At 71.5% G+C, this 25,093-nt stretch carries 27 protein-coding genes; 14 read left to right on the forward strand and 13 right to left on the reverse strand.

What is annotated here, in order from left to right; genetic code table 11:
• Window positions 1–26: 26 nt before the first annotated feature.
• Both KZQ38_RS37340 and KZQ38_RS31190 read right to left on the reverse strand, forming a co-directional pair.
• Window positions 27–1,058 carry a C40 family peptidase gene (locus KZQ38_RS37340; protein WP_219447228.1) on the reverse strand — a complete coding sequence of 344 codons (1,032 nt, stop codon included), beginning with the start codon at window positions 1,056–1,058 and terminating at the stop codon, window positions 27–29.
• A gap of 304 nt (window positions 1,059–1,362) precedes the next feature.
• Window positions 1,363–2,712: an NYN domain-containing protein gene (locus KZQ38_RS31190; RefSeq protein WP_372452308.1), complete on the reverse strand. Its 1,350-nt coding sequence runs from the start codon at window positions 2,710–2,712 to the stop codon at window positions 1,363–1,365.
• A gap of 151 nt (window positions 2,713–2,863) precedes the next feature.
• Here KZQ38_RS31190 and KZQ38_RS31195 point away from each other — a divergent pair, with 151 nt between their 5' ends.
• Window positions 2,864–4,591, forward strand: coding sequence for a DEDD exonuclease domain-containing protein (locus tag KZQ38_RS31195; protein WP_219447238.1), 1,728 nt, complete (start codon window positions 2,864–2,866; stop codon window positions 4,589–4,591).
• A 36-nt stretch (window positions 4,592–4,627) separates the two neighbouring features.
• Complete coding sequence (locus tag KZQ38_RS31200; RefSeq protein ID WP_219447240.1) at window positions 4,628–4,912, forward strand: Lrp/AsnC family transcriptional regulator; 285 nt, start codon at window positions 4,628–4,630, stop codon at window positions 4,910–4,912.
• Between the two features lie 64 nt (window positions 4,913–4,976).
• Here the strand turns inward: KZQ38_RS31200 and qcrB are convergent, their stop codons facing one another.
• The 4 genes from qcrB to ctaE are packed head-to-tail and all read right to left on the reverse strand — an operon-like array spanning window position 4,977 to window position 9,224.
• On the reverse strand, window positions 4,977–6,647 hold the full coding sequence (gene qcrB / locus KZQ38_RS31205) for a cytochrome bc1 complex cytochrome b subunit (RefSeq protein ID WP_219447242.1): 1,671 nt from the start codon (window positions 6,645–6,647) through the stop codon (window positions 4,977–4,979).
• Window positions 6,644–7,768 carry a cytochrome bc1 complex Rieske iron-sulfur subunit gene (qcrA, locus tag KZQ38_RS31210; RefSeq protein WP_219447244.1) on the reverse strand — a complete coding sequence of 375 codons (1,125 nt, stop codon included), beginning with the start codon at window positions 7,766–7,768 and terminating at the stop codon, window positions 6,644–6,646. Before qcrA ends, qcrB begins: the two co-directional genes overlap by 4 nt.
• Window positions 7,765–8,568 (reverse strand): cytochrome bc1 complex diheme cytochrome c subunit, encoded by an 804-nt coding sequence (gene qcrC / locus KZQ38_RS31215; RefSeq protein WP_219447246.1) that lies wholly within the window; start codon window positions 8,566–8,568, stop codon window positions 7,765–7,767. The genes qcrA and qcrC overlap by 4 nt, the downstream gene beginning before the upstream one ends.
• 47 nt (window positions 8,569–8,615) lie before the next feature.
• Window positions 8,616–9,224, reverse strand: coding sequence for an aa3-type cytochrome oxidase subunit III (ctaE, locus tag KZQ38_RS31220; protein WP_219447248.1), 609 nt, complete (start codon window positions 9,222–9,224; stop codon window positions 8,616–8,618).
• Window positions 9,225–9,307: 83 nt separating this feature from the next.
• Here ctaE and KZQ38_RS31225 point away from each other — a divergent pair, with 83 nt between their 5' ends.
• From KZQ38_RS31225 to KZQ38_RS31240, 4 genes are all read left to right on the forward strand, one after another.
• Window positions 9,308–9,706, forward strand: a complete 399-nt coding sequence (locus KZQ38_RS31225) for a hypothetical protein (RefSeq protein ID WP_219447250.1) — start codon at window positions 9,308–9,310, stop codon at window positions 9,704–9,706.
• A 56-nt stretch (window positions 9,707–9,762) separates the two neighbouring features.
• Window positions 9,763–10,173 (forward strand): hypothetical protein, encoded by a 411-nt coding sequence (locus KZQ38_RS31230; RefSeq protein WP_219447252.1) that lies wholly within the window; start codon window positions 9,763–9,765, stop codon window positions 10,171–10,173.
• 5 nt (window positions 10,174–10,178) lie between these two features.
• The gene (trpD, locus tag KZQ38_RS31235) at window positions 10,179–11,234 is read left to right on the forward strand and encodes an anthranilate phosphoribosyltransferase (protein WP_219447254.1); all 1,056 of its coding nucleotides are present in this window, start codon (window positions 10,179–10,181) and stop codon (window positions 11,232–11,234) included.
• Between the two features lie 360 nt (window positions 11,235–11,594).
• Window positions 11,595–12,266, forward strand: a complete 672-nt coding sequence (locus KZQ38_RS31240; RefSeq protein ID WP_219447256.1) for a lysophospholipid acyltransferase family protein — start codon at window positions 11,595–11,597, stop codon at window positions 12,264–12,266.
• 111 nt (window positions 12,267–12,377) lie between these two features.
• Here KZQ38_RS31240 and KZQ38_RS31245 read toward each other — a convergent pair whose 3' ends face one another.
• Both KZQ38_RS31245 and ctaC read right to left on the reverse strand, forming a co-directional pair.
• Complete coding sequence (locus KZQ38_RS31245; protein ID WP_219447258.1) at window positions 12,378–12,794, reverse strand: cytochrome c oxidase subunit 4; 417 nt, start codon at window positions 12,792–12,794, stop codon at window positions 12,378–12,380.
• Window positions 12,795–12,811: 17 nt separating this feature from the next.
• Window positions 12,812–13,747: an aa3-type cytochrome oxidase subunit II gene (gene ctaC, locus KZQ38_RS31250; protein WP_219447260.1), complete on the reverse strand. Its 936-nt coding sequence runs from the start codon at window positions 13,745–13,747 to the stop codon at window positions 12,812–12,814.
• Between the two features lie 194 nt (window positions 13,748–13,941).
• Here ctaC and asnB point away from each other — a divergent pair, with 194 nt between their 5' ends.
• Window positions 13,942–15,870 (forward strand): asparagine synthase (glutamine-hydrolyzing), encoded by a 1,929-nt coding sequence (gene asnB, locus KZQ38_RS31255; protein ID WP_219447263.1) that lies wholly within the window; start codon window positions 13,942–13,944, stop codon window positions 15,868–15,870.
• 22 nt (window positions 15,871–15,892) lie between these two features.
• Here the strand turns inward: asnB and KZQ38_RS31260 are convergent, their stop codons facing one another.
• A complete protein-coding gene (locus KZQ38_RS31260; protein WP_219447265.1) occupies window positions 15,893–16,369 on the reverse strand; it encodes a MerR family transcriptional regulator in 477 nt (158 codons plus the stop codon).
• An 81-nt stretch (window positions 16,370–16,450) separates the two neighbouring features.
• Between KZQ38_RS31260 and KZQ38_RS31265 the strand changes: the two genes are divergently transcribed.
• Window positions 16,451–17,632 carry an MFS transporter gene (locus KZQ38_RS31265; protein ID WP_308258683.1) on the forward strand — a complete coding sequence of 394 codons (1,182 nt, stop codon included), beginning with the start codon at window positions 16,451–16,453 and terminating at the stop codon, window positions 17,630–17,632.
• 86 nt (window positions 17,633–17,718) lie between these two features.
• Window positions 17,719–17,889: a hypothetical protein gene (locus KZQ38_RS31270; RefSeq protein ID WP_219447266.1), complete on the forward strand. Its 171-nt coding sequence runs from the start codon at window positions 17,719–17,721 to the stop codon at window positions 17,887–17,889.
• Between the two features lie 74 nt (window positions 17,890–17,963).
• Here KZQ38_RS31270 and KZQ38_RS31275 read toward each other — a convergent pair whose 3' ends face one another.
• On the reverse strand, window positions 17,964–18,338 hold the full coding sequence (locus KZQ38_RS31275; protein WP_219447268.1) for a HesB/IscA family protein: 375 nt from the start codon (window positions 18,336–18,338) through the stop codon (window positions 17,964–17,966).
• A gap of 90 nt (window positions 18,339–18,428) precedes the next feature.
• Window positions 18,429–19,448 (reverse strand): glycerate kinase family protein, encoded by a 1,020-nt coding sequence (locus tag KZQ38_RS31280; protein WP_219447270.1) that lies wholly within the window; start codon window positions 19,446–19,448, stop codon window positions 18,429–18,431.
• A 42-nt stretch (window positions 19,449–19,490) separates the two neighbouring features.
• On the opposite strand from KZQ38_RS31280, the gene KZQ38_RS31285 reads away from it, so the two are divergent.
• Both KZQ38_RS31285 and KZQ38_RS31290 read left to right on the forward strand, forming a co-directional pair.
• Complete coding sequence (locus tag KZQ38_RS31285; protein ID WP_219447272.1) at window positions 19,491–20,120, forward strand: DUF3043 domain-containing protein; 630 nt, start codon at window positions 19,491–19,493, stop codon at window positions 20,118–20,120.
• 53 nt (window positions 20,121–20,173) lie between these two features.
• A complete protein-coding gene (locus KZQ38_RS31290) occupies window positions 20,174–21,160 on the forward strand; it encodes an aldo/keto reductase family protein (protein ID WP_219447274.1) in 987 nt (328 codons plus the stop codon).
• Between the two features lie 43 nt (window positions 21,161–21,203).
• Here the strand turns inward: KZQ38_RS31290 and KZQ38_RS31295 are convergent, their stop codons facing one another.
• Window positions 21,204–21,404 carry a hypothetical protein gene (locus KZQ38_RS31295; protein WP_219447276.1) on the reverse strand — a complete coding sequence of 67 codons (201 nt, stop codon included), beginning with the start codon at window positions 21,402–21,404 and terminating at the stop codon, window positions 21,204–21,206.
• A gap of 70 nt (window positions 21,405–21,474) precedes the next feature.
• On the opposite strand from KZQ38_RS31295, the gene cobU reads away from it, so the two are divergent.
• The 3 genes from cobU to cobS are packed head-to-tail and all read left to right on the forward strand — an operon-like array spanning window position 21,475 to window position 23,873.
• Window positions 21,475–22,032 carry a bifunctional adenosylcobinamide kinase/adenosylcobinamide-phosphate guanylyltransferase gene (cobU, locus tag KZQ38_RS31300; protein WP_219447278.1) on the forward strand — a complete coding sequence of 186 codons (558 nt, stop codon included), beginning with the start codon at window positions 21,475–21,477 and terminating at the stop codon, window positions 22,030–22,032.
• Window positions 22,029–23,099, forward strand: a complete 1,071-nt coding sequence (cobT, locus tag KZQ38_RS31305) for a nicotinate-nucleotide--dimethylbenzimidazole phosphoribosyltransferase (RefSeq protein ID WP_219447280.1) — start codon at window positions 22,029–22,031, stop codon at window positions 23,097–23,099. The genes cobU and cobT overlap by 4 nt, the downstream gene beginning before the upstream one ends.
• Before the next feature lie 57 nt (window positions 23,100–23,156).
• Entirely contained in the window at window positions 23,157–23,873 is a 717-nt protein-coding gene (gene cobS / locus KZQ38_RS31310) for an adenosylcobinamide-GDP ribazoletransferase (protein ID WP_219447282.1), read from the forward strand.
• Window positions 23,874–23,876: 3 nt separating this feature from the next.
• On the opposite strand, the gene KZQ38_RS31315 is transcribed toward cobS, so the two are convergent.
• Window positions 23,877–24,977, reverse strand: a complete 1,101-nt coding sequence (locus tag KZQ38_RS31315) for a branched-chain amino acid aminotransferase (protein WP_219447284.1) — start codon at window positions 24,975–24,977, stop codon at window positions 23,877–23,879.
• Between the last annotated feature and the right edge of the window lie 116 nt (window positions 24,978–25,093).

The following is a 25,093-nucleotide window of genomic DNA, read 5'->3' on the forward strand; positions in this document are numbered from 1 at the left end:
GTCGTGGTGGCCCGGCCGACCGCGGCTCAGCCCTCGATGCGGCGCATCGCGTAGATGGAGCCGGGTGCTTCCAGCGGCACGATCTTCACCGGCACGCCGTCCGTGGACGCGTGCACGACGTTCGCGTTGTCCACGGCCATGCCGACGTGGTTGCCGCCGTTGTAGATGATCAGGTCGCCCGCGCGGACCTCGCCGCGCGACACGGCACGGCCCGCGCCCGCCTGACCCTGGCTGGTGCGCGGGATGCCCACGCCCGCCGCCCGGTAGGACGACATGGTCAGACCCGAGCAGTCGTACGTGTCGGGGCCGGTCGCGCCGTACCGGTACATCTTGCCGCGCTGTTGGAGCGCGTACTCCAAGGCCGCGCCCGCGGTGCCCGACGGCACCGAGATGTCGGACATGTCGCCCTTGTCGGACAGGGCGGCGCGGTCACTGGTGTTGAGCCGGTTGAGCTGCTGACGGACCTCGTCGATCTGCCCGTTCAGCTCGTCCTGGCGCTTCTTGACGTCCTCGGCGATCTTGTTGGCCTCGTCGGCGGCCTGCTGGGCGCGACCCTGTGCGTCCTTGGCCGACGTGCGGGCCGACTCGGCCGCGTTGACCGCGCCGGAGAGCTTGTCGAGGGCCTCCTCGTTGTCGGCGGCCAGCACGCCGAGCGCCGTCATGCGGTTGAGGAAGTCCTGCTGCGAGTCGCTGACCAGCAGTGCGGACAGCTGGTTGAACCGCGCGCCCTCGAACGACGCCTCGGTCAGCTTGTCGACCTGGCCGCGGAACGCCTCTTCGTCCTGCTTCGCCTGGTCGCCCGCCTGGGTCGCCTGGGCGAGGTCGGCGTTGGCCTGGTCGAGCAGGCCCTGGTTCTTGTCCCGCTGCTCTTCGGCGCGGAGGAGTTCCTCGTTGAGCTTGGTGGCCTGCTCGGCCAGCTCGTTGTACCTCTTCAGCGCATCGGAACTCGTGTTGGGCTGCGCTCCAGCGGTAACCGGCGTGATCGTCACCGCTGCGGCGGCCACCGCCGTGGCCGCGATCGCCCCGCGCACGCCGCGCTTGAGTCGTTGCGACGCCACAGTCGCGTGTACTCCTAACGTCTGGACCGCCTACCGGCCGGGCGTGCGCACGCGCACCTGCCCGACAGACCTTGGCTTGTTGCTCGTTCCGGCTCGGCACCCCGACAGGCCGATTCGGCGGTGAACCCGCGTCGCCGTCCAGGGTGGACGACTGCCCCCGCGAGATCTCGGCTAGGTTACGAAAGGTGAGCCCCCACGTCCACCCACGAGTGCCCTAAAACCTTTCAGGTTGACAACGATCCTCGAACAGCCCACCCGTGACCTCGGACGGTGACCGGACGTGGTGTGAAAAACACGACGCGGGTCACACCCGCCCCAGCCGGGCGAGCAGCACCGCCGACGGCACGGGGTGCGCGCCCCGCCGTCGGACGGAATCGGCGACCGCCCGATCGGACGTCACCACGACCACCGGACGGCCTTCCGGCTCCGCCGTCACCAGTGCCCGGATCACGTCGTCGGCCAGCACGCCGGGATCGCTGAACAACACCCGCACCCCGCGCGGTCCGCTGGTCGGCACGGCCACCACGCCCGCGCCGTCGAACACCAGCGTCACCTCCGCGCCCGTGCGGGCCGCCAGCACGGCGAGCTGGTGCGTCAGCCGGTCCCGCTGGTCGGACAGCGACAGCTCGGGGTAGCCGGTCTTGGTGACGTTGTAGCCGTCCACGATCAGGTGCACGGCGGGCAGCGCCAGCAACCGGTCCAGCGCCGCCGGGTCCTCCACCCGGCCGACCGCGCCCTGCGCCGCGCTGGCCCCGCGCACCAGGTCCGCGGGCCGCGGGCCCGCGCCGCCCAGCGCCAGTTCCCGGCGCAGCCCGTTGACCGCGCCGTCGAGCGTGTCCACCAGCAGCGCCAACCGCACCTCGTCGGCCTGCCGGGCCTCCTTGGCGGACTGGCGCGCCACCTCGGCGTCGGCCTCGGCCCGCTGCGCCTTGGCGCGTTCGTGCTCGGCCCGTTCCCGCTCGCGGTCGCGCTCGGCGGTGATCCGGCGGACCTCCGCCTCCGCCTCGGCCCGCACCCGGTCGGCCTCGGCCCGTGCGGCCTCGGCCCGGTCCTTGGCCTCCCGCAGCCGCACGCCCTGCTCCCGCAACCGCTTGCGCAGCCGCTCCAGCTCGACCTCGGCCTCTTCCCGGATCCGGTCCGCGACCCCACTCGACTCGGCCCGCTCCGCCCGCAGCCGCTCCAGCTCCGCGGCGTCGCGCTCGGCCCGCTGCACCGCGGTGTCCCGCTCCACCCGCAACGCGGCCTCGGCGGCGCGCCGCGCCACCAGCTCCACGAAGTGGTGCGCGACCTCGTCGCCCTGGAGGATCGCCGCCGCGCCGGCCGCCACGGGGTCGGGGGAGGTCACCTCCAACGCCGCCGGCCGGTTCCGCTCCAACCACTCCACCACGGCCGCGCGGAAGTTGGCGGACGCGCGCAACCCGGCCAGCAGCGGCCCGGCACCCAGCCGCGCGCGCTTGGTGGGCGCGAACCGCGCGACCGCCCGCAGCGGTTGCGGAACATCGACTTTGGCCAGGTCACCCAGGGCATCGGCGCTCAACTCCGCCAACCGGGCACGCAACGGCTCCGGCAGCGCGCCCCAGTCCACAGTGGACTCGACAGGCGCGTCCGGCTCTCCGGTGACGAACCCGTCCTCGGGCGCTATCGGGTCTTGCACCCGTACAGGCTACGGCCCCCTCAACCTGGACACCGACCGCCTTCCCGCACCCCGGACCCCCGTAACACCCGGCCGCTCCCCCACCCCGCTCACGCCCCCCGGCAGCCGCGGCGGTCCAACACTGTCGTACCCCACCGCTACGGTGCCGGCGGTGAGCACGCAGCCCTCCCCCCACTCGTCTTCCCAGCTCTCGTTCGACGAGTTGGGCACCCCGCTGCGCGACACCACGTTCGTCGTCTTCGACCTGGAGACGACGGGTGGTCGCGCGGGTGAGGACGCGATCACCGAGATCGGCGCGGTGAAGGTGCGCGGTGGCCGGGTGCTCGGCACGTTCTCGACCCTGGTCGACCCGGAGCGCGGCATCCCGCCGCAGGTGGTGGCGCTGACCGGGATCACCCAGCTCATGGTCACCGGCGCGCCGCCGCTGGCGCGGGTGCTGCCCGCGTTCCTGGAGTTCGCGGCGGGCGCGGTGCTGGTGGCCCACAACTCGGGGTTCGACGTGAGCTTCCTGAAGGCGGCGTGCGAGCGGCACGGGTACGCGTGGCCCCGGCCGACCGTGGTGTGCACGGTGAAGCTGGCCCGACGCGTGTTGTCCCGCGAGGAGGCGCCGAGCTGCCGGCTGTCGGCGCTGGCCGAGCTGTTCGGGGTGGGCCCGACGCCGAACCACCGCGCCCTGGTGGATGCCCAGGCGACGGTGGAGGTGCTGCACCGCCTGCTGGAACGGGTGGGTTCGGTGGGGGTGCACTCGCTGGAGGAGCTGGTCGCCTACCTGCCGGAGGTCACGCCGGCGCAGCGGCGGAAGCGGTCGTTGGCGGCGCACCTGCCCGCCGCGCCCGGGGTGTACCTGTTCCGGGGACCGTCCGAGGAGGTGCTGTACGTGGGCACCGCGTCCGACCTCCGCCGCCGGGTGCGGCAATACTTCACCGCCGCGGAGGGCCGCAAGCGGCTGCGGGAGATGGTGGCGCTGGCGGTCCGGGTGGACGCGATCACGTGTGCGCACCCGCTGGAGGCGGAGGTGCGCGAGCTGCGGTTGCTGACCGCGCACAAACCGGCCTACAACCGCCGTTCCAAGAACCAGAACGGCTGGTGGTGGCTGGCGTTGACGGACGAGCCGTTCCCACGCCTGTCCCTGGTCCGCACTCCCCGGGACGGCGCGATCGGCCCGTTCCGCTCCCGCCGGCTCGCGGAGGCGGCGTCGGACGCGTTGCTGGACGCCGTGCCGCTGCGGGCGTGCTCGCAACGCATCCCGGCACGCGCGCCGAAGGGCACGCCCTGCGCGCTGCACGAACTGGGCCGCTGCAAGGCCCCGTGCGCGGGCAAGCAGTCCGTGGCCGAGTACGCGCCCGCCGTGGCGTCGTTGCGGGCGCTGGTGGCCGGTGAGGACACCGCACCGCTGCGGGCCGTGGCCGCGCACCTGGAGGTGCTGGCGGGCGCTGAGCGGTTCGAGGACGCCGCCGCGCACCGGGACCGGGTGGCGGGCCTGGTGCGGGTGCTGGACCGGGGCCAGCGGCTCGCGGGGCTGGCGGCGTTGCCGGAACTGGTCGCCGCGCGGCCGGACGGCGCGGGCGGCTGGGAGTTCGCGGTGGTGCGGCACGGGCGGCTGGCGTCGGCGGGTGTGGCGCCGCGGGGCGTGCGGCCGATGCCGGTGGTGGACGAGCTGGTGGCGGCGGCCGAGACGGTGCTGCCCGGCGAGGGCCCGCTGCGCGGCGCGCCGCCGGAGGAGGCGTCCGTGGTGCTGCGGTGGCTGGACCGGCCCGGCACGCGGCTGGTGCGCTGCGAGCGGCCCTGGACGTCGCCCGCGCACGCCGCCGGGGCGTGGCGGGCGTGGGTGGAGCGGGCGGAGGCCGGCCGCGACCAGTACGCGGAGTGGGGCCACTAGCATGTGGGCACACCCGACCTTGACGAGGAGGACGCCGTGATCACCGCGATCGTGTTGATCCAGGCCGCCGCCGATACCATCCCGGACGCGGCGCAGGCGATCGCCGACATCGAAGGCGTCACCGAGGTCTACTCGTGCGCCGGGGACGTGGACCTGATCGCCCTGGTGAAGGTCGCCCGCCACGAGGAGCTGGCCGAGCTGGTGCCCGGCCACATCTCGAAGGTGCCGGGCGTGCTGAACACCGACACCCACATCTCGTTCCGCTCCTACTCCAAGCGCGACACCGAGGCCGCGTTCTCCGTCGGCCTCGACGACGTCTGACAGCGGGCACTGCGCGCGAAGGCCCCCGCACCGGTCGGTGCGGGGGCCTTCGTCGTCTCGCGGGTCAGCTCTCCGGCTGGGCGGGCTTGCCCGTCAGCTCACCGGTGGCCGTGCCCTCGGCGGACAGCGCCGCTTTCGGGTCGCCCTGCTCGCGGCGGGCGCGGGCGAGCGCGGCGGTCTCCTCCGGCGAGTCCGGCGTGAGGAAGCTGCCGGGCACCGGGTGGCCCGCCGAGCCGAGCTTGTTCATCTTCTTCGGCACCGGTGCGCCCTGGTAGGCCAGGGGCAGCGGGTGGCCGTGCTCGTCCACCGGGCCGAGCGGCTGGTGGACCTCGATGAACTCGCCGTGCGGCAGGCGCTTGATGATGCCGGTCTCGACACCGTGCTCCAGCACCTCCCGGTCGGCGCGCTGGAGGCCGATGCAGATCCGGTAGGTCAGGAAGTAGGCGACCGGCGGGATCACCAGCATGCCGATGCGGCCCATCCACGTGGTCGCGTTCAGCGACACGTCGAACTTGTACGCGAAGATGTCGTTCGCGCCCATGACCAGCAGGACCAGGAAGTACGAGATGGCCATGACGCCCAGCGACGTCCGGACCGGCACGTCGCGCGGACGCTGGAGCAGGTTGTGGTGCGCGTAGTCCTTGGTCATCTTCCGCTCGATCCACGGGTACACCGCGGCGATGCCGGTGAGCAGCGGCAGGCCGAGGATGAACGGCCAGAACGGCGCCGGGATCGTGTAGTCGCCGAGGTACATCTCCCACGCGGGCCACGCGCGGACCAGGCCGTCGGTCCAGCCCATGTACCAGTCGGGCTGCGAGCCCGCCGACACCTGGGACGGGTTGTACGGGCCGATGTTCCAGATCGGGTTGATCTGGAAGATGCCGCCCATGATCGCGGTGACCGCGACGACGACCGCGAAGAACCCGCCGCCCTTGGCCGCGAACACCGGCATGATGCGCACGCCGACGACGTTGGTCTCCTTGCGGCCGACGCCCGGGAACTGCGTGTGCTTCTGGTACCAGACCAGGCCCAGGTGCACGGCGATCAACGCCAGGATGATGGCCGGGATGACCAGGATGTGCAGCGTGTAGAGGCGCGGGATGATCTCCGTGCCGGGGAACTCGCCGCCGAACGCCAGCCAGTTCAGCCACGTGCCGATCACCGGGAAGGAGATCAGCAGGGCCGCCATCACGCGCAGGCCGGTGCCGGACAGCAGGTCGTCGGGCAGCGAGTAGCCGAGGAAGCCCTCGATCGCGCCCAGCATGAACAGCACGATGCCGATGACCCAGTTGATCTCCCGCGGCCGGCGGAAGGCGCCGGTGAAGAAGATCCGGAACATGTGGATCACGATCGCGGCCATGAACAGCAGCGCCGACCAGTGGTGGACCTGCCGCACGAACAGGCCGCCACGCACGTCGAAGGAGATCTCGAGCGTCGACTCGAACGCCCGCGACATCTCCATGTTCTGCATGTTCACCAGGCTGCCGTGGTAGACGACCTCCTCCATGGAGGGGTCGAAGAACAGCGCCAGGTACGTGCCGGACAGCAGCAGGATGATGAAGCTGTACAGCGCGATCTCACCGAGCAGGAACGACCAGTGGGTCGGAAACACCTTGTTGAGCTGTTTCCGCATACCACCGGCCATGTGGAACCGGTCGTCGGCCCACTTCGCGGCACCGCCCGCCACCCTGGCGGCGGCGTTGGGCCGCTTGGTCGGCGTCGTGATGCCGCTCATGACTTACGCTCCCAGAACGCCGGACCCACAGCCTCGATGAAGTCGCTGCGGGCGATCAAGTATCCGTCCTCGTCCACCGTGATCGGAAGCTGGGGCAGCGCGCGCGTCGCGGGGCCGAACCGGGGCTTGCCGTAGTGGAAGACGTCGAACTGCGACTGGTGGCACGGGCACAGCAGCAGACCGGTCTGCTGCTCGTACAGCGAGGTCGGGCAGCCCAGGTGCGTGCAGATCTTCGAGTAGGCGTAGAAGTCGCCGTAGTTGAAGTCCTCCTGGCCCTCGCGCTTGACGACCTGCTGGCCGGGGCGCAGGCGGATGAGCATGACCGGGGTGTCGGCCCGCTTCATGGCCGCGACCAGGGCTTCCTCGTTGCCGCGCTCGGACTCGCGGAACGGGAACACCGTCTCGAAACCACCGGCGTCGAGGTCCTCGGGGCGGACCAGGGCGACCTCGTGCAACCGGCCGGTGCTGCGGCGCAGGTAGACCTTCTCGCCGTTCTCCGACTTCCAGCCGGTGTGCCACAGCGAGTCCTTGCTCTCGCTGTCCGCCCACGGGTTGCGGACCAGCGCGCCCAGCGGCACGGCGAGCACGCCGAGGCCGAACACGCCCGCGCCGAGGCCGGCCGTCCGCTTGATCAGCGACCGGCGGGCGATGGTGGAGCGGGCGCCCGCGTCCGCCAGCTCGGCGACGACGGTCGCCTTGTCGACCTCCGGCGAGCCGCCGTCGTGGCGCTGCTGGACGGCGATCTCGTCCGGGATGAACTTCTTGGTGTAGAGCAGGGCGCCGATGCCCAGGGCCAGGATGGACAGGCCCAGCGTCGCGCCGATGATCGGGTTGTACAGCGAGTACAGGAAGTGGCCGGACGTGTTCGGCGCCTCGTACTTCCACGGCCAGAACAGGAAGGCCGCGAGGAACGCGAGACCCGCGACGGCGGCGAGGGTGAACCACAGGGCGACGGCGCGCTCGGCGCGCTTCTCCGCGCGGGTGCCCTTGACCGGCCACCGCTCCTGGTAGTGGACCAGCTCGACGCCGTCCAGGTTGGTGCCGAGCTTCACCAGCTCGTCCCGGCTCATCCCGGCGAGTTCGGCCTCGTCGGGCAGCTCCTTCGGCTTCTCGCCGCTCATGCCTTGGCTCCGATCCAGAGGGTCACGCCGATCAGGGCGGCGATACCCACGATGAACGCGATCAGACCCTCCGATACCGGCCCGAGGCCGCCGAGGGGGGCGCCGCCGGGGTTGTTGTTCCCGTCGGTCACCGACTTGATGTACGCGATGATGTCCTGCTTCTCCTCCGGCGTGAGCTGCCGGTCGGAGAACTTCGGCATGTTCTGCGGACCGGTGAGCATCGCCGTGTAGAGCTGCTCCTCGGTCACGCCGTCCAACTCGGGTGCGAACTTGCCGGACGACAGCGCCCCGCCGCGACCGGTGAAGTTGTGGCACGCCGCGCAGTTGAGGCGGAACAGCTCGCCGCCACGCGCCGGGTCCTCGCCGCGCAGCGCCTCGCCGCGCTTCTCCGGCGTCTGCGGCCCGCCGCCGCGGGTCTGGATGAACGCGCCGAGGGCGTCGATCTCCTCGGCCGTGAACACGGCCGGCTTCCGCTGGGCCTGCGCCTCCTGGCGCGCCATCGGCATCCGGCCGGACGACACCTGGAAGTAGACGGCCGCCTCGCCGACGCCGATCAGGCTCGGGCCGCGGTCCTGCACGCCGTCCAGGTTCTTGCCGTGGCAGGAGATGCAGGTGTTGTTGTAGAGCTGCTCACCCAGCCGCACCTGGGCCGGGTCGTCCTGCGCCTGCGCGGTCTGCGGCTGCGGCGCCAGCGCGCTGAACAGGAAACCCGCGGACAGCAGCGCGAAGCCCAGCGCGAGCAGGCCCGAGATCCGCCTGCGCAGCTTCGTGCCGCGCTTGCGCTTGGTGTTGGTGGTCATGTGTGCAGCAACCCTTGCTGGAGTGAGTTCGGGGTTCGTGCTGGTCGTCAGGGCACGATGTAGATGATGGCGAACAAGCCGATCCAGACGACGTCCACGAAGTGCCAGTAGTACGACACGACGATGGCCGAGGTGGCCTGGGCCGGCGTGAACTTGCTCAGCTTCGTGCGGACCAGCAGGTACCCGAACGCGATCAACCCACCGATCACGTGCAGGCCGTGGAAGCCGGTCGTCAGGAAGAAGACGGTGCCGTACGCGGACTCGGCGATCGTCGTGCCCTCCTTCACGAGGGTCACGTACTCGCCGGCCTGGCCGGCGACGAAGATCGCACCCATGATCAGCGTCACCAGGTACCAGCGGCGCAGGCCGAACACGTCACCGCGCTCGGCGGCGAAGACGCCCCACTGGCAGGTGAACGACGACGCCACCAGGATGGTCGTGAAGAACAGTGCGTAGGGCACGTTCAACTCGGTCGGCTCTGGTGGCCAGTGCCCTTCGTTCTGGGCCTTGACGGTGAAGAACATCGCGAAGAGGCCCGCGAAGAACATGAGCTCACTGGACAGCCAGACGATCGTGCCGACGCTGACCATGTTCGGGCGGTTCAGCGAGTGCACGCGCTGGCCGAGGGAGGGCGCTGCCGTTGTCACACGACGCATTATTGCTTGCAGGTTTTCGCTCCGCCCATCGGGTCCGGCGCTGATCGGCCGGTCACCGGGGCCGTACTCGCGGTGAGGACACCATGGGGTTGTTGCGCAGGTTGCGGGATCGACTGGTCCGGCGGGGCGAACCCCCACCGGAGATCGATTCACCCGACCTGGAGGTGGTCGCCGAGGCGTTCGACTTCGCCGAGGCCGACTCCGCCGTCCTGGCCCGCTCCCCCGGCCTGCGCCCGGAAGCCCCGGCCGTGCTGCGCCACCACCTGCGCATCCCTCCTGATCAGCGGGGACGGGCGGCGGAGATCCTCGCGCAGGACGACTGGGAGTTCCGGGCCGGTGAGGTCTGCCACGCGTTGCGGGTGCAGGTGCTGACCGCGTTGTCGTGCGCCCAGGAGCGCTCGCGGATGGCGAGCCTGGCCCAGCGCCTGGACGGCGAGTGGCTCGGCTGGGACGCTCTCCAGGTCCGGCAGGGGTCCGCGTAGGTGCGCCGGATAACATCAGCGGCACCTGGCACCCGACCCGCCGGAGGATCACGCAGATGAGCACGCAGACGACCAGGATCCTGGTGTTCAGCCACCGCCCCGAGGTGCGTGAGACGATCATCACTGCGGTGGGCCGCCGACCGGCCCCGGACCTGGGCCGGGTGGAGTACGTCGAGGTCGGCGCGATCGCCGACGTCCTCTACGAGATGGACCACAACCAGGTGGACCTCGCCATCCTCGACGGCGAGGCGCAGCCGACGGGCGGCATGGGCCTGTCCCGGCAGCTCAAGAACGAGATCACCGATTGCCCCCCGATCGTGGTAGCCGTCCGCCGCAAGGACGACCGCTGGCTGGCGACCTGGTCCCAGGCCGACGCCGTGCTGGTCCACCCCCTGGACCCGCTGGCCGCCGCCGAGACCGTGGCCGAGGTGCTGCGCTCGGCGTCGGTGCCGGCCGTGCGGAGCTGAGGGCGATGACCGAGCGCACGTGGCCGTTACTGCTCAACCAGCTCATCGACCGGACCGACCTCTCCGAGGACGACACGGCCTGGGCGATGGACCAGATCATGTCCGGTGCGGCGACGACGGCCCAGATCGGCGCCTTCGCCGTCGCGCTCCGGGCGAAGGGCGAGACGCCCGCCGAGGTCGACGGCCTGGCCACCGCGATGCTCAAGCACGCCCGCCGCTTCACCGTGCAGGCGCGGGCCGCGGACATCGTCGGCACCGGTGGTGACAACTCGCAGTCGGTGAACATCTCCACCATGGCCACCCTGGTGACCGCGGCGGCCGGCGTGCCGATCGTGAAGCACGGCAACCGCAGCGCGTCCTCCAAGTGCGGCACCGCCGACGTCCTGGAGGAACTGGGCGTGGCCATCGACCTGCCGCCCCTGGGCGTGCAGGCGACGGTCGAGGAGCTGGGCATCGGCTTCTGCTTCGCACCCGTCTTCCACCCGGCGTTCCGCCACACCCTGGGCCCCCGGCGCGAACTGGGCATCCCGACGTCGTTCAACCTCCTGGGCCCGCTCACCAACCCGGCCCAGCCCGAGGTCGGCCTGATCGGCTGCGCCCGAGCCGCCGCGGCGCCCCTGATCGCGGGCGTCTTCGCCCGACGCGGCAACACGGCCCTGGTGGTACGCGGCGACGACGGGCTGGACGAGATCACCACCACGACCACCACCACCGTCTGGGCGGCCCGGGGCGGCACCGTCCGCGAGGACCGGATCGACCCCTCGGCCTTGGGCATCAGCCCCGCGCTGCCGGAGGACCTGCGTGGCGGCGACGCGGCGGTCAACGCCGAGGTCGTGCGCAACCTGGTGGCCGGCAAGCCGGGCCCCGTGCGAGACGCCGTGCTGCTCAACGCGGCAGGCGCCATCGCCGCCCACACCGGCCTGACCGACGACCTGCACGCGGACCTGGCCGGCGCCCTGACGAGAGCGGCCGAGGCAATCGACTCGGGGGCCACCGCCACCCTGCTGAACAAGTGGGTCACCCGTTCGACGGAACTAAAGGCAGAACTGACCGCGGACTAGCAACACCGGGCAAGCCGCACGCGACAGCAACACCGGCCAACCGCACGCGACAGCAACACCGCCAAACCACAGGCGACAGCAACACCGGCCAAGCCGCAGGCAACAGCAAGCGGCCACGCCGCACGCCCCACCCCGCTGCGTGTCATCCCCGTATGGCCTGCGCGCCAGCGAACCGCGCTCGTTCCCAGGGCGCAAACACGCACTTCGTTTGCGCCCTGGGAACGAGGGTGGTTGTCTTGACCAGGCCATACGGGGATGACACGCAGCCCGCCTTTGATCGTCATCCTTGGCGGTCTGCCAGTCCGGCGAGGACGCTTTTAACCCAGACCCCCCAACCCACCGAAAGGGATGCCTGCCGCCATGCTCTACACGGTGATGAAGCGGGTGGTGGCCCCAACCGCACGCATGGTCTGGCGCCCGACGGTCGAGGGCTTGGAGAACGTGCCCACCACGGGCCCGGTGATCCTCGCCCCGAACCACCTGTCGTTCATCGACAGCATCGTGATCCCCATGGTGGTCCCCCGCCGCGTGTCCTTCCTCGCGAAGGCCGAATACTTCGAGGGCACCGGCGTCAAGGGCGCCCTCTCCCGGTACTTCTTCGGCTCGCTGGGCCACGTTCCGGTACGCCGGGGTATCGGTAGGGCGGCCCGCGCTTCCCTGGACACGGCGGCCGAGATCCTGGCCGGCGGCGGCGCGTTCGCCATCTACCCCGAGGGCACCCGCTCGCTGGACGGCCACCTGCACCGCGGCCGGACGGGCGTGGCCCGCATGGCGTTGGAATCGGGTGCGCCCGTCGTCCCCGTGGGCCTCATCGGCACGGACAAGGTCCAGCCGGTGGACGCGAAGCTCCCTCGCATCCGCCCCATCACGATCCGGTTCGGCAAGCCCCTCGACTTCTCCCGGTACGCGGGGATGCACGAGTCGCTGCCCGTGCTGCGCTCCGTCACCGACGAGATCGTGTACCGCATCCTCGACTTGTCGGGGCAGGACTACGTCGACAGCTACCAGGCGTCAAAGGACGCCGCCGCCTAGGAAACCGAACTCGAACAGCAACAGGGCCGCGCCCAAACAACAGGGCCGCCCCCCGAACAGCAAAAGGGCCGCCCCACCAGGGGGGCGGCCCTCAAGCACGAACGGCCGGATTCAGTCGTGGTTGGGCCCGGTGTGGTACTCGAACACCAACCCGCCCACCGCGATCAACACCACGACCACGGCGATCACCAGCATCCACACGTGCCAGAACGCGAGCGCCACACCGGCCAACGCCGCCGCGGCCGCGAGCGCGACCGGCCAGTACGAACCGGGGCTGAAGAAGCCCAGCTCACCGGCGCCGTCGGAGATCTCGGCGTCCGCGTTGTCCTCGGGGCGCACCTCGATGCGCCGGGCCACGAACCGGAAGTACGTGCCCACGATCAGCGCCAGGCCGCCGCTGAGCGCGAGGGCGATGGTGCCGATGGGTTCCAGGTGCCCGGTGTCGGCCCACGTCCAGTAGCCGTACACGACGGCGATCAGGAACGAGAACCCCATGACCAGGTCGAAGATGCGGGCTTCGATCTTCATCGCAGCGTCCTCCTCCCCTACTTGTTGCCGGCGCCGGACGCCTCGCGGACGGTCCGGTCGGTGTCGAACGGCTTGGTGGTGACCGCGAACGGCGTGCACAGCTCACCGCAGTCCAGCTCGGTCAGCGCTTCGGCGGCGCTGTACGGCTGGCCGGTCTTCGGGTTGTCCTTCGCCCGCAGGTCCATGTACCGGTCGAAGACCGCCGGTTCCAGCGCGCGCACCTCGAAGTTCATCACGGCGTGGTAGACGCCGCACAGCTCGGCGCAGCGGCCGACGAACGAACCCGTCCGGTCGATCTGGCTGATCTCGAACGCGTTGTCCTGGTTGTTCTTGTGCGGCTTCGGGAAGACGTCCCGCTTGAAGTGGAACTCCGGCACGTAGAACGAGTGGATGACGTCGGTCGACTCCAGGTTGAACCGGATGGACCGGCCCTGGGGCACCACCAGCAGCGGGACCTCGCCGGACGTGCCGATGGTGCTCACCGGCTGGTTGTCCCGGGCGGTCTTGTACTCCGGGTAGCGGAACTCCCAGTTCCACTGGAAGCCGATGACGTCGACCGTCACGTCCACGTCGCCGGTCTTCTTCGTGACGTAGTTCTGGGTCACCGCGGTGAAGTAGAACAACACCGCCACGATGACCGTCGGCACGACGATGAGCACGAGTTCCAGCGGCAGGTTGTAGGCGACCTGGCGGGGCAGTTCCTCGCTCTTCTTGCGGTGGAACGCGACCGACCAGAGGATCAGCCCCCAGACGATCACACCGACCGCGAGCGCGGCGACGACCGACCACGTCCACAGCTCGCGCATCCGCTCGGCCTGCGGCGTCACGGCCACCGGCCAGCCGAAGCGCAGCACCTCATCCGTGGAGCAACCCGTGGCCCCGACGCCGACCAGGCCGACCAGCCCGACGACCTTCGCCAGCCGCGCTGCCCTGGTGCCCTCCTTCAGGCCCACTGCTCGCCGCCTCCTCGTTGAAAGCTCGCAGGCAAGGGCGAACCTCAAACCCCTTGCCGGATCATGCGGGAGCGTAGCTCAGGCGATGCGTCCCCACCCCTCGGGGGCAGGCCCCGCCTGGTGCAGTTTCGGTCACACAACGGCGTCCCGGCATACTGGGAACTTCTCCACACCCCACGAAAGGTGCTGAAGCCGTGTGCGGCCTGGTTGGACTGGTTTGCCCTGGCGAGAACGAAGCCGAGCACGCGCGCCCGGCGGTTGCCGCCGCCATGCGCTGCCAGCGGCACCGCGGGCCTGACGAGACGGGCACCTGGCAGGGCGGGGAGGTGGTCTTCGGCTTCAACCGGCTGTCGATCATCGACATCGAGCACTCGCACCAGCCCCTGCACTGGGGCCCGCCGGAGCTGCCCGGCCGGTACACCATCAACTTCAACGGCGAGATCTACAACTACCTGGAGCTGCGCGCCGAGCTGACCAAGCAGTTCGGGGCGGTGTTCGCCACGGACGGCGACACCGAGACCATCGTGGCGGCGTACCACTACTGGGGCCCGGCCGCGGTGGGGAAGCTGCGAGGGATGTTCGCGTTCCTCATCTGGGACTCGGAGCGCAAGGTCGTCTTCGGCGCGCGCGACCCGTTCGGCATCAAGCCGCTGTACTACGCGACCGGACCCGGCGGCGTGGCGTTCTCCAGCGAGAAGAAGTCCGTGCTGGAGCTGGCGGGCACCATCGGCATCCGCCCCGAGCTGGACCGCAAGGCGCTCCAGCACTACCTCATCCTCCAGTACGTGCCCGAGCCGGAGTCGCTGCACGGCCAGGTGCACCGGATCGAGTCCGGCACCTCGTTCACCGTGCAGCCGGGTGGCGCCCCGGTCGTGGAGCGGTACTTCCCGGCCACCTTCCGGCCGCGCGCCGTGCACGGCGAGGCCGACGCCAACCGCCTCTACGACGAGATCACCGAGGCGCTGCGGGACTCCGTGGCCAAGCACATGCGCGCGGACGTGACGGTCGGCTCGTTCCTGTCCGGCGGCATCGACTCGACCGTGGTCGCGGCGCTGGCCAAGGAGCACAACCCGGACCTCATCACGTTCACCACCGGGTTCGAGCGGGCCGGGTACTCGGAGATCGACGTCGCGGCCGAGTCGGCGGCGGCGATCGGCGTGAAGCACGTGGTCCGGGCGGTGACGGCGCAGGAGATGATGGACGCCCTGCCGCTCATCACGTGGTACCTGGACGACCCGGTGGCGGACCCGGCCCTGGTGCCGCTCTGGTTCATCGCCCGCGAGGCGCGCGAGCACGTGAAGGTGGTGCTGTCCGGCGAGGGCGCGGACGAGCTGTTCGGCGGGTACACCATCTACCGCGAGCCGCTGTCGCTGGCGCCGTTCGAGAAGGTTCCCGGCGCGCTGCGCAAGGCCATGGGCCGGGTGTCCACGAAGATCCCGCAGGGCGTGCGCGGCAAGGACCTGCTCCGCCGGGGCGCGCTCACCCTGGAGGAGCGCTACTACGGCAACGCGCGCATCTTCCTGGACGACCAGCTCCGGCAGGTGCTGCGGACGTACGACCCGAACGTGTCACACCAGGACGTGACCGCGAAGCCGTACCGCGAGTCGCAGGGCTGGGACCCGGTGACCCGGATGCAGCACGTCGACCTGTTCACCTGGTTGCGCGGTGACATCCTGGTCAAGGCCGACAAGATGACCATGGCCAACTCGCTGGAGCTGCGCGTCCCGTTCCTGGACCCCGAGGTGTTCCGGATCGCGTCGCAGGTCCCGTCCGAGCTGAAGCTCACCAAGGAGACGACCAAGCACGCGCTGCGCCGCGCGATCCGCGACATCGTGCCCGCGCACGTGCTCAACCGGCGCAAGCTGGGCTTCCCGGTGCCGATCCGGCACTGGCTGAAGGACGAGATGCACGAGTGGGCCGTGGACACCGTGCGCCAGTCGCAGACCGACCAGTACATCGACAAGGCCGCGGTGCTGCGGATCATCGAGGAGCACCGGTCCGGGGTCGCCGACCACAGCCGGCGGATCTGGGCGCTGCTGGTGTTCATGATCTGGCACGGCATCTTCGTCGAGGGCCGCATCCGGCCGGTCGTGCCGGAGCCGCACTACCCGGTGAAGCTCTGACCGAGTGGGCCGGGTGAGGACATCACCCGGCCCTCTCTTGCGGCTCTGCGCCGCCAGGCTCTCCAGAACCAACCAGCTCCGCGCCACCAATCGACTCCGCGCCACCACAAGCAGCCACAGCACGCTTGTCCGCCATGATCGCCCCGACATCGGCGACCAGCCGCTCCAGGTGCCCCTTGCTGCGCTCCAACTGCCCGATCCGGGTGTTCACCGCGGCCAACTCCTCCTGGAGCATCTCCAGCAGCGGCACGCACCCCGCCTCGTCCTCCGGCAGCTCGATCTCCTCGTCGAACGCGTGGGCGAGGACCAGCCGCGCCAGCCGCACGTTGAGCCCGGACGAGATGAGGCACCGCACGCTGCGCACGCGCTCCACGTCGGCCTCGTCGTACACGCGGTAACGCGAATCGGTCCGTTGGGGGCGCAGGAGCCCCTGCTGGTCGTAGTAGCGCAACATGCGCACGGTCGCGCCCGTCCGCTCGCTCAACTCGCCGATCAGCACGTATTCCCACCTCCGGGCAGAAGAGCCGTCGATCACCCAAGCTTGACCCTGACGTCAGTGTCACACTTTAGCGTCACGGCCGTGATCGCTCTCGTCCTGATGTTGTGCGCCTTCGCCGTCGGCACCTCCGAGTTCATCGTGGTCGGCGTGCTGCCCGAGGTCGCCGCCGACCTCGACGTCGCCCTGCCCACCGCGGGGCTGCTGGTGACCGCGTACGCGGTGTCCGTCGCCGTCGGCGGACCCGTGCTGACCGTCCTCACCGGGCGCCTGCCGCGCCGGTCCCTGCTCATCGCCGTGATGGTGCTCGCGCTGCTGGCCGCCGCGGCGTGCGCGCTGGCGGGCGACTACCCGACCCTGATGGCGGCCCGCATGGTGGCGGCGCTCGCGCAGGGCCTGTTCTTCGCCGTCGCGTCCCAGGTCGCGGTGGCCGCCGTGCCGCCGGAGAAGCAGACCGCCGCCATCGCCAAGGTGGTGAACGGCGTGGCGCTGTCCACCATCCTCGGCATCCCGGTCGGCACCTTGGTCGGCCAGAACTTCGGCTGGCGGGCGTCGTTCGCGCTGGTCGCCACGCTCACGCTGATCGGGCTCGTGGGCGTCGCCCTCGGTGCGCCGAAGGTCGAGCACGAGCCGGACCCCGGCGTGCGGGCGAGCCTGTTCGCGTTCGGCAAGCGGACCGTGCTCCTCGGGCTGCTCACCACGATCCTCGCGTTCACCGGCATGATCACCGCGTTCACCTACGTCGCGCCCGCGCTGCGGGACGTGACCGGTTTCAGCCCCGGCTGGGTGACCGGCGTCCTGCTGGTCTACGGCCTCGGCACCATGGTCGGCAGCACGATCGCGGGCCGCGTGCGGCCGGAGTCCATCCCGCGGGTGCTGCCGGTGCCGCTCGCCGTGCTGACCGTGCTGCTGCTGGTCCAGGGCTTCCTGCTGGAGACGAAGGTGACGGCCGTGCTGGCGGTCTTCGTGCTGGGCGCGGCGGCGTTCGCGTCGGGACCGCTGCTGCACACGTTCCTGATGGGTCAGGCGGGGTCGGCCGCGGGCCTGGTCGCGTCGGTGAACATCTCGGCGTTCAACGTGGCGGCGGCGTTCGGGCCGCTGATCGGGGGCGCGGTCATCGCCAACGGGCTCGGGTTCCAGTGGATCGCGGCGGTCGGCGCGGTGCCCGCCGTGCTCGGTGTGCTGGTGGCGCTCCTGATCGGCAGGCTGGCCCGCCGGGGCGCCGCGCCGGCGACACCCGTTCCGGTGACGTTGGCGCATATCTGACGGTCCGTTCCGGCGATGCGGCCCTGCCGAGCGACTACCGCTCGGTAGGGCTGTCGTCGTCCGGGAATCACGCCTACGGTCCCACCGTGACGACATTGGACGCGGACACGCTCGACGACCTGATCGACGACTGCACGGCGCTGCCCGCGGAGCTGCGGCCCACCGACCAGCCCCGACCCGCACCGCCCGCCGCCGAGCCGTGGCAGGTCACCGACGCCTGCGTCGCCCAGGTCGTGGGCATGGACACCTACGTGTAGTTCCTCCGGCTCCACACACACCAACGGCCCCCACCACCAGGCGGGGGCCGTTCGCGTGGTGCCCTCGGCGCGACTCAGTGGAAGGAGTCGCCGCAGGCGCAGGAGCCGCCCGCGTTCGGGTTGTCGATCGTGAAGCCCTGCTTCTCGATCGTGTCCACGAAGTCGATCACCGCGCCCTCGACGTACGGGGCGCTCATGCGGTCCACGGCCACCTTGAGGCCGTTGAAGTCGCGCAGCGCGTCACCGTCGAGCGTGCGCTCGTCGAAGAACAGCTGGTAGCGCAGACCGGCACAACCTCCGGGCTGGACGGCGATGCGCAGGTGCATGTCGTCACGGCCCTCCTGGTCGAGGAGCGCCTTGGCCTTCACGGCAGCCGCGTCGGTCAGCGTCACGCCGTGGGTGGGCGGGGCGTCAGGAGTCGAGGTGACTGCGTCCTGAGCGGTCGTCATAGCTCTCCCTCAGAGGTCCTTTGCGGGCATCTATTCCCTGCAAACACGGGCAGCACCCGCTTTGTTCCTCACTCCATCGTCCCACAGCCGTCAGGGACGGGGGTGTGACCACTGCCTCGCGACGTCCGCGGCCAGCGCCGCGAGGGCTCCCGCGGGGTCGTCCAGCGACTTCGCCACCGACCCCGCGTGCTCGCTGACCGAGTACGACTCCTGCACTCCCACCGCGCCCGCTTCACGCCGCCCCACGCTCACCTGACCGGCCACGACCAGGCACGGGATGCCGCGCTCGGCCGCCGCGCCCGCGACGGCGGTGACCAGCTTCCCGCGCAGCGACTGCCAGTCGAACGAGCCCTCGCCGGTGATCGCCAGGTCGGCGGCGTCCAGCGCGGCGTCCAACGCCGTCAGCGAGCGCACCAGCCCGGCGCCGGAGGTCGTCGTCGCGCCGAGCGCCAGCAACGCCGCGCCCAGCCCGCCCGCGGCGCCCGCGCCCGGCACGTCACGCACCCGGTCCAGTTCCGCCATCCCGGCCAGCCGCGCCTCCAACCGCGTCACGGCCTCGGGTGACGCGCCTTTCTGCGGCCCGAACGCGGCGGCGGCGCCGTGCGGGCCGAGCAGCGGGTTCACCACGTCCGCGGCGGCGACGAGGGCGACGTCCACCGAGGTCAGCACCTCGCGCAGACCCGCGCCGCCGTCGGTGGTCGCCGTGCCGCCCAGCCCCACCACCACGGTGTGCGCGCCCGCGTCGACGGCCGTGCGGATCAGTTCGCCGACGCCGCGCGTGGTGGCCGTCTCCGCCGTGGCGGGGCGTTCGTCCTCGGGGACGAGGTGCAGGCCGCACGCCTGCGCCGATTCGAGGTACGCGGTGCCGTCGTGCTCCAGCCACCGCGCGGTCACCGGCTCGCCACGCGGGCCCGTGACCGCGGTCGCGTGGACCTCGCCGCCGAGCGCGGCGTGCAGCACGTCCACGAATCCCGGTCCGCCGTCGGCCAGCGGGCGCAGCAGCAGTTCGTCGTCCGGCGCGGTCCGCCGCCAGCCCCCGGCGATCGCCTCGGCGGCCTCGCGCGCGGTGAGGGTGCCGCCGAAGCAGTCCGGCGCAATAACAACTCGCACCTCGCGAAGGGTACGTAACGGCCCATCTCCTACTCTTGGGGTGTGAGGTTCCTGCGCCGCAACGCCGACGAAGCCACCCCGACCGCCGAGGAGAGCCCGGCGGAGCTGACGCCCGCCGAGTCCTCGCGCACGCCGGGCAAGGGCAGGCCGACCCCCAAGCGCCGGGAGGCCGAGGGCAAGCGCCGGGGCCCCGTGCCGCCGCCGCCCCGCACGCAGCGCGAGGCCCTCAAGCGGATGCGCGGCAACAAGCAGAGCAAGGAGGAGCGCCGCGCCGCCAACGCCGAGCGCCGGGAACGCATGATGGCGGGTGAGGACAAGTACCTGCTGCCGCGTGACCGCGGGCCGGTGAAGGCGTACGTCCGGGACGTCGTCGACTCGCGCCGCAACCTCATGGGCCTGTTCATGCCGCTGGCGATCCTGGTGTTCGTGGCGCTGCTGGTGCCGTCGGCCGCCATCCAGCAGTACGCGACGCTGCTCACCGCGTTCATGCTGCTGGCCATGGTCATCGAGGGTGTCGTGCTCGGCCGCATGGTGGTCAAGCGCGTGCGCGCGCGGTTCCCGAAGGACACCACGCGCGGGTTGTCCCTCGGCTGGTACTCGTTCATCCGGGCGAGCCAGCTCCGCAGGCTGCGGGTGCCCAAGCCACGCGTGTCCTACGGCGCGGACATCTGACCCCCGCAGCGTTCATTAGCTACCCGAACGAACGCTGACCTAGACTCCGCGACATGGAGTTCCGACGCCTCGGCCGCAGCGGCCTCAACATCAGTGAGATCTCGTACGGCAACTGGCTGACCCACGGTTCCCAGGTCGAGGAGGAGCAGGCCACCGCCTGCGTGCGCGCCGCGCTGGACGCCGGCATCACCACCTTCGACACGGCCGACGTGTACGCCAACACCAAGGCCGAGGAGGTGCTGGGCCGCGCCCTCGAAGGGCAGCGCCGCGCCTCGTACGAGCTGTTCACGAAGGTCTTCTGGCCGACCGGTCCGGGCGGCCCCAACGACAAGGGCCTCGGGCGCAAGCACATCCTGGAGTCGATCGACGGGTCGCTCAAGCGCCTGAAGACCGACTACGTCGACCTGTACCAGGCGCACCGCTACGACCGCACCGTCCCGCTCGAGGAGACGATGCTGGCGTTCGCCGACATCGTGCGCCAGGGCAAGGCGCTCTACATCGGCGTCTCCGAGTGGAACGCCGAGCAGATCGCGCGTGCCGCCGAGCTGGCCCGCGAGCTGCACGTCCCGTTCGTCTCGAACCAGCCGCAGTATTCGATGCTGTGGCGGGTCATCGAGTCCCAGGTGGTGCCGGTGTCCGAGCGCGAGGGCGTCAGCCAGATCGTGTGGTCGCCGATCGCGCAGGGCGTGCTCACCGGCAAGTACCTGCCGGGGCAGCCGGTGCCCGAGGGCTCGCGCGCCACCGACCAGAACGGGTCGAAGTTCATCGCCCGCTTCCTCAACGACGACGTGCTGACCAAGGTCCAGCAGCTCAAGCCACTCGCCGCGGACGCCGGGCTCAGCCTGGCGCAGCTCGCCGTCGCGTGGGTGCTCCAGAACCCGAACGTGGCCAGCGCGATCATCGGCGCGTCCCGCCCGGAGCAGGTGCACGAGAACGTCAAGGCCGCCGGCGTGAAGCTGGACGCCGACCTGCTGGCGAAGATCGACGAGATCCTGGGCGACTCCGTGGAGACCGACCCGCGGCTCACGGTCACCCCGTGACCCACCCGCCCGGCGCGCCGGCGGCGGCGCGCCGGGTGGACCGCTACTCGGCGGGCGACAACGACATCGGCCCGTAGACCTCCGACTCGCTGCGCAGCAACGTCACCTGGGCCACGCCGGCGTCGGCCAGCTCCGGCCACGCGGCGCTGAACCAGGCTTCGGCTTCCTCCTGGTCGCCGAACCGCACGTCCGGCCCGTCGACCTCGCGCCCGAGCGCGTCCTGGTACCGCCACCGGTAGTCCATGACGGCCTCCCCTGCGTCGTTGATCCTTATCCCGTCAGGCTATGTCGCCGATGAACGCTTGGAGTGCGGTGTGACGCGTCGGACACTGGTCCTGGGCGGTGCGCGTTCGGGCAAGTCCGCCCATGCCGAGGGCGTGCTCGTCGACGAGGTCGTCACCTACGTCGCGACCGGCCGCCGCTACCCGGACGACGCGGAGTGGGAGCTGCGCATCGCCCGGCACGTGGCCCGCCGGCCGCCCACGTGGCACACCGTCGAGGCGCCCCGCCCGGACGACCTGATCGCCCTGCTCACCGCCACCGCCGTGAACGACCCGCCGATCCTGGTGGACGACGTGGCGACGTGGCTCACCGGCGCGTTGGACGACGCGGGCGCGTGGGAGGGGCACGGGCTGGACGACGTGGAGCGGCTGTGCGCGCGCCTCGTGGAGGCGGTGTCCACGACCCGGGCCCGCCTGGTGCTGGTGTCGGCCGAGGTCGGCCTCGGCGTCGTACCGGGCACCGCTTCTGGCAGGCTCTTCCGCGATCACCTCGGCTCGCTCAACGCGCGGCTGGCCGAGGTCTGCGACGAGGTGCTGCTGGTCGTCGCCGGAATCCCACTGCGACTGCGCGAAGCCGGAGGTAGTCGGTGACCATCGTGTTCCCGCCCGTGGAGCCGCCGAACGACGACGTGCGCCGCCAGGCCGTCGCGCGCCACGGCGTGCTGACCAAGCCCGCGGGTTCCCTGGGCAGGCTGGAGGAGCTGGGCGTCTGGGTGGCCGCGTGCCAGGGCCAGTGCCCGCCGCGGCCGTTCACGCGGCCTCGCGTGGTCGTGTTCGCGGGTGACCACGGGGTCGCCGCGCACGGCGTGTCGGCGTACCCGAGCGAGGTCACCGGTCAGATGGTGGCGAACTTCCTCGCGGGCGGCGCGGCGGTGAACGTGCTGGCGGCGGTCGCCGGCGCGACGGTCCGCGTGGTGGACGTGGCGGTCGACTCGGACACCCAGGTCGGCGACCACAAGGTCCGGCGTGGTTCGGGTTCGATCGACCGCGAGGACGCGTTGACGCGCGAGGAGGCGGAGCGGGCGGTCGAGCTGGGCCGCAAGCTCGCCGACGACGAGGTGGACGGCGGCGCGGACATCCTGGTCGCCGGTGACATGGGCATCGGCAACACCACCCCGTCGGCGGTGCTCATCGCCGCGTTGACCGGCGCCGAGCCGGTGGCCGTCGTCGGCCGCGGCACGGGCATCGACGACCGGGGCTGGATGCGCAAGACCGCGGCGATCCGCGACGCCCTGCGCCGTGCCCGGCCGGTGATCACCGACCCGGTGCGGCTGCTCGCGACGTCGTCCGGCGCGGACATCGCCGCCACGGCGGGTTTCCTGGCGCAGGCGGCCGTGCGCCGCACGCCGGTCATCCTGGACGGGCTGGTGGTGGGCGCGGCGGCGATCGTCGCCGAGGAGCTGGCGCCGGGTGCGCGCGAGTGGTGGCTGGCCGGTCACCGGTCGGCCGAGCCGGCGCACGCCCTGGCGCTGGAGCACCTGGGCCTGGAACCGCTGCTGGACTTCGGGTTCCGGCTCGGCGAGGGTTCCGGCGCGGTGGCCGCCCTGCCGCTGGTCGCGATGGCGACGAAGGTGCTGGCGGAGATGGCGACGTTCGAGGGCGCGGGCGTGTCCGGCCCGGCCGACGAGGCCACCCGGCCGGCGTCCGACCCCACGTGATGCCCTCCCCCGCCCTCGATGCGGCCCGCCACCACGCGGGCCGCCCGGTGCGTTGACATGCGGCTCGCCCTGTCGTGGTTGACCGTCCTGCCGGTCCGGGTGGACCACGTGGACGCGCGGTCGGCGGCGCGTGCCATCACCTGCGCACCGCTCGTCGGCGTGCTGCTGGGCCTGGTCGCCGCCGGTGTGCTGCACCTGCTCACCGCGGTCCTGCACGCGCCGCCGATGCTCGCGGGTTTCCTCGTCGTGGGCGGGCTGGCGCTGGCCACCCGCGGGATGCACCTCGACGGCCTCGCGGACACCGCCGACGGCCTCGGCTGCTACGGCCCGCCCGAGCGGGCCCTGGCGGTGATGAAGGACGGCGGCGCGGGGCCGTTCGCCGTGGTGGCGTTGATCGTCGTGCTCGGCGGCGAGGCGGCGGCGCTGCCCGCGGTTCCCTGGGGCGCGGTGGTGCTGTCGTTGGCCGCCGGGCGGGCCGCGTTCGTGCTGTGCTGCGTGCGCGGCGTGCCGGCGGCCCGGCCCGAGGGGCTCGGCGCGCTGGTCGCGGGTTCGCAGCACCCGGTGGTGGCGGTCGCGTGGTGGCTGGTGCTCGCGGTGGCGGGGTTCTTCGTCGCGCCGTGGCACGGCCCGGTCGCGGTGCTGCTGGCCGCCGGGCTGGTGCTGTTGCTGGTTCGCCACGTGCGGCGGCGGTTCGGCGGCGTCACCGGGGACGTGCTGGGCGCGGCGGGTGAGACGGCGAGCCTCACCGTGCTCGCCGTCTGCGCGCTGGCCTGATCGTCAGGCCAGCTCGGACATCCAGCCGTGGGTGTCCTCGACGAGACCCTGCTGGATGCCGGTCAGCCGCCCCCGCAGGCGCATGGTGACCTCACCGGTCGCGCCACCGGAGACGCTGAACTCGCCACCCGCGTGCTTCACGTGGCCGACCGGCGTGATCACGGCCGCCGTGCCGCACGCGAACACCTCGGTCAGCTCGCCCGACTCGGCCTTCTTCTCCCACTCCTCGGTGGAGAAGCGGCGTTCCTCGACGCCGTAGCCGAACTCGGCGGCGAGCCGCAGCAGCGAGTCGCGGGTGATGCCCGGCAGCAGCGCGCCGGACAGCTCGGGCGTGACGACCCGCGCGTCGGCCCCGGAGCCGAGGACGAAGAACAGGTTCATCCCGCCCATCTCCTCCACCCAGCGGCGCTCCACGGCGTCCAGCCAGACGACCTGGTCGCAGCCCTGCTCGGCGGCCTGCGCCTGCGCCACCAGGGACGCCGCGTAGTTGCCCGCGAACTTCGCCGCGCCGGTGCCGCCGGGCGAGGCGCGCACGTACTCGGTGGACAACCACACCGTGACCGGCTTCAGGCCACCCGCGAAGTAGGAGCCGGCGGGCGACGCGATGAGCACGTACAGGTACTCGTTCGCGGGCCGCACGCCGATGTGCTTCTCCGTGGCGTAGAGGAACGGCCGCAGGTACAGCGACTCCTCGGCGTCGGAGGGCACCCAGCGCCGGTCGACGTCCAGCAGTTCCCGGATGCTGCCGAGGAACAGCTCGTCGGGCATCTCGGGCATGGCGAGGCGGCGGGCGGACGCGCGGAAGCGCTCCGCGTTCGCCTCGGGGCGGAAGGACGCGATCGATCCGTCGGGCCGGCGGTACGCCTTGAGCCCTTCGAAGATCGCCTGGCCGTAGTGCAGCACCATTGCCGCCGGGTCCAGCTCCAGCGAGTGGTAGGGCTCGACTGCGGCGTCGTGCCAGCCCTGTTCGCGGTTCCAGCGGATCGTCACCATGTGGTCGGTGAAGTGCTGCCCGAAGCCCGGCTTGGCGAGTACCTCCGCGACCCGCTCCGGGGTCGCCGGCTGCGGGTGCGGGGTCCGGGTGAAAGGCAACGCGGTCGTCATGTCAGCACAGTAGCTCCCACTCGGACATCGGAAAATCGTTGTCCCGATGCTCGGTCCTCCGATTTCCCGCGGCACGCCGACAAAATGCCCCCGCACCCCGTCCGCGGGACCGCCGA

It is taken from the genome of Saccharothrix obliqua (assembly GCF_019375475.1).
GTDB lineage: Bacteria > Actinomycetota > Actinomycetes > Mycobacteriales > Pseudonocardiaceae > Actinosynnema > Actinosynnema obliqua.

Excerpts from the sequence above, each read along its gene's own strand:
- KZQ38_RS31295 (WP_219447276.1), bottom strand. The coding sequence starts at position 21,404 with ATGGACTACCGGTGGCGGTACCAGGACGCGCTCGGGCGCGAGGTCGAC.
- qcrC (WP_219447246.1), bottom strand. The coding sequence starts at position 8,568 with ATGACCACCAACACCAAGCGCAAGCGCGGCACGAAGCTGCGCAGGCGG.
- KZQ38_RS31245 (WP_219447258.1), bottom strand. The coding sequence starts at position 12,794 with ATGAAGATCGAAGCCCGCATCTTCGACCTGGTCATGGGGTTCTCGTTC.
- KZQ38_RS31240 (WP_219447256.1), top strand. The coding sequence starts at position 11,595 with ATGCTCTACACGGTGATGAAGCGGGTGGTGGCCCCAACCGCACGCATG.
- trpD (WP_219447254.1), top strand. The coding sequence starts at position 10,179 with ATGACCGAGCGCACGTGGCCGTTACTGCTCAACCAGCTCATCGACCGG.
- KZQ38_RS31290 (WP_219447274.1), top strand. The coding sequence starts at position 20,174 with ATGGAGTTCCGACGCCTCGGCCGCAGCGGCCTCAACATCAGTGAGATC.
- cobS (WP_219447282.1), top strand. The coding sequence starts at position 23,157 with ATGCGGCTCGCCCTGTCGTGGTTGACCGTCCTGCCGGTCCGGGTGGAC.
- ctaE (WP_219447248.1), bottom strand. The coding sequence starts at position 9,224 with ATGCGTCGTGTGACAACGGCAGCGCCCTCCCTCGGCCAGCGCGTGCAC.
- KZQ38_RS31275 (WP_219447268.1), bottom strand. The coding sequence starts at position 18,338 with ATGACGACCGCTCAGGACGCAGTCACCTCGACTCCTGACGCCCCGCCC.
- KZQ38_RS31315 (WP_219447284.1), bottom strand. The coding sequence starts at position 24,977 with ATGACGACCGCGTTGCCTTTCACCCGGACCCCGCACCCGCAGCCGGCG.
- qcrB (WP_219447242.1), bottom strand. The coding sequence starts at position 6,647 with ATGAGCGGCATCACGACGCCGACCAAGCGGCCCAACGCCGCCGCCAGG.
- KZQ38_RS31230 (WP_219447252.1), top strand. The coding sequence starts at position 9,763 with ATGAGCACGCAGACGACCAGGATCCTGGTGTTCAGCCACCGCCCCGAG.
- KZQ38_RS31225 (WP_219447250.1), top strand. The coding sequence starts at position 9,308 with ATGGGGTTGTTGCGCAGGTTGCGGGATCGACTGGTCCGGCGGGGCGAA.
- qcrA (WP_219447244.1), bottom strand. The coding sequence starts at position 7,768 with ATGAGCGGCGAGAAGCCGAAGGAGCTGCCCGACGAGGCCGAACTCGCC.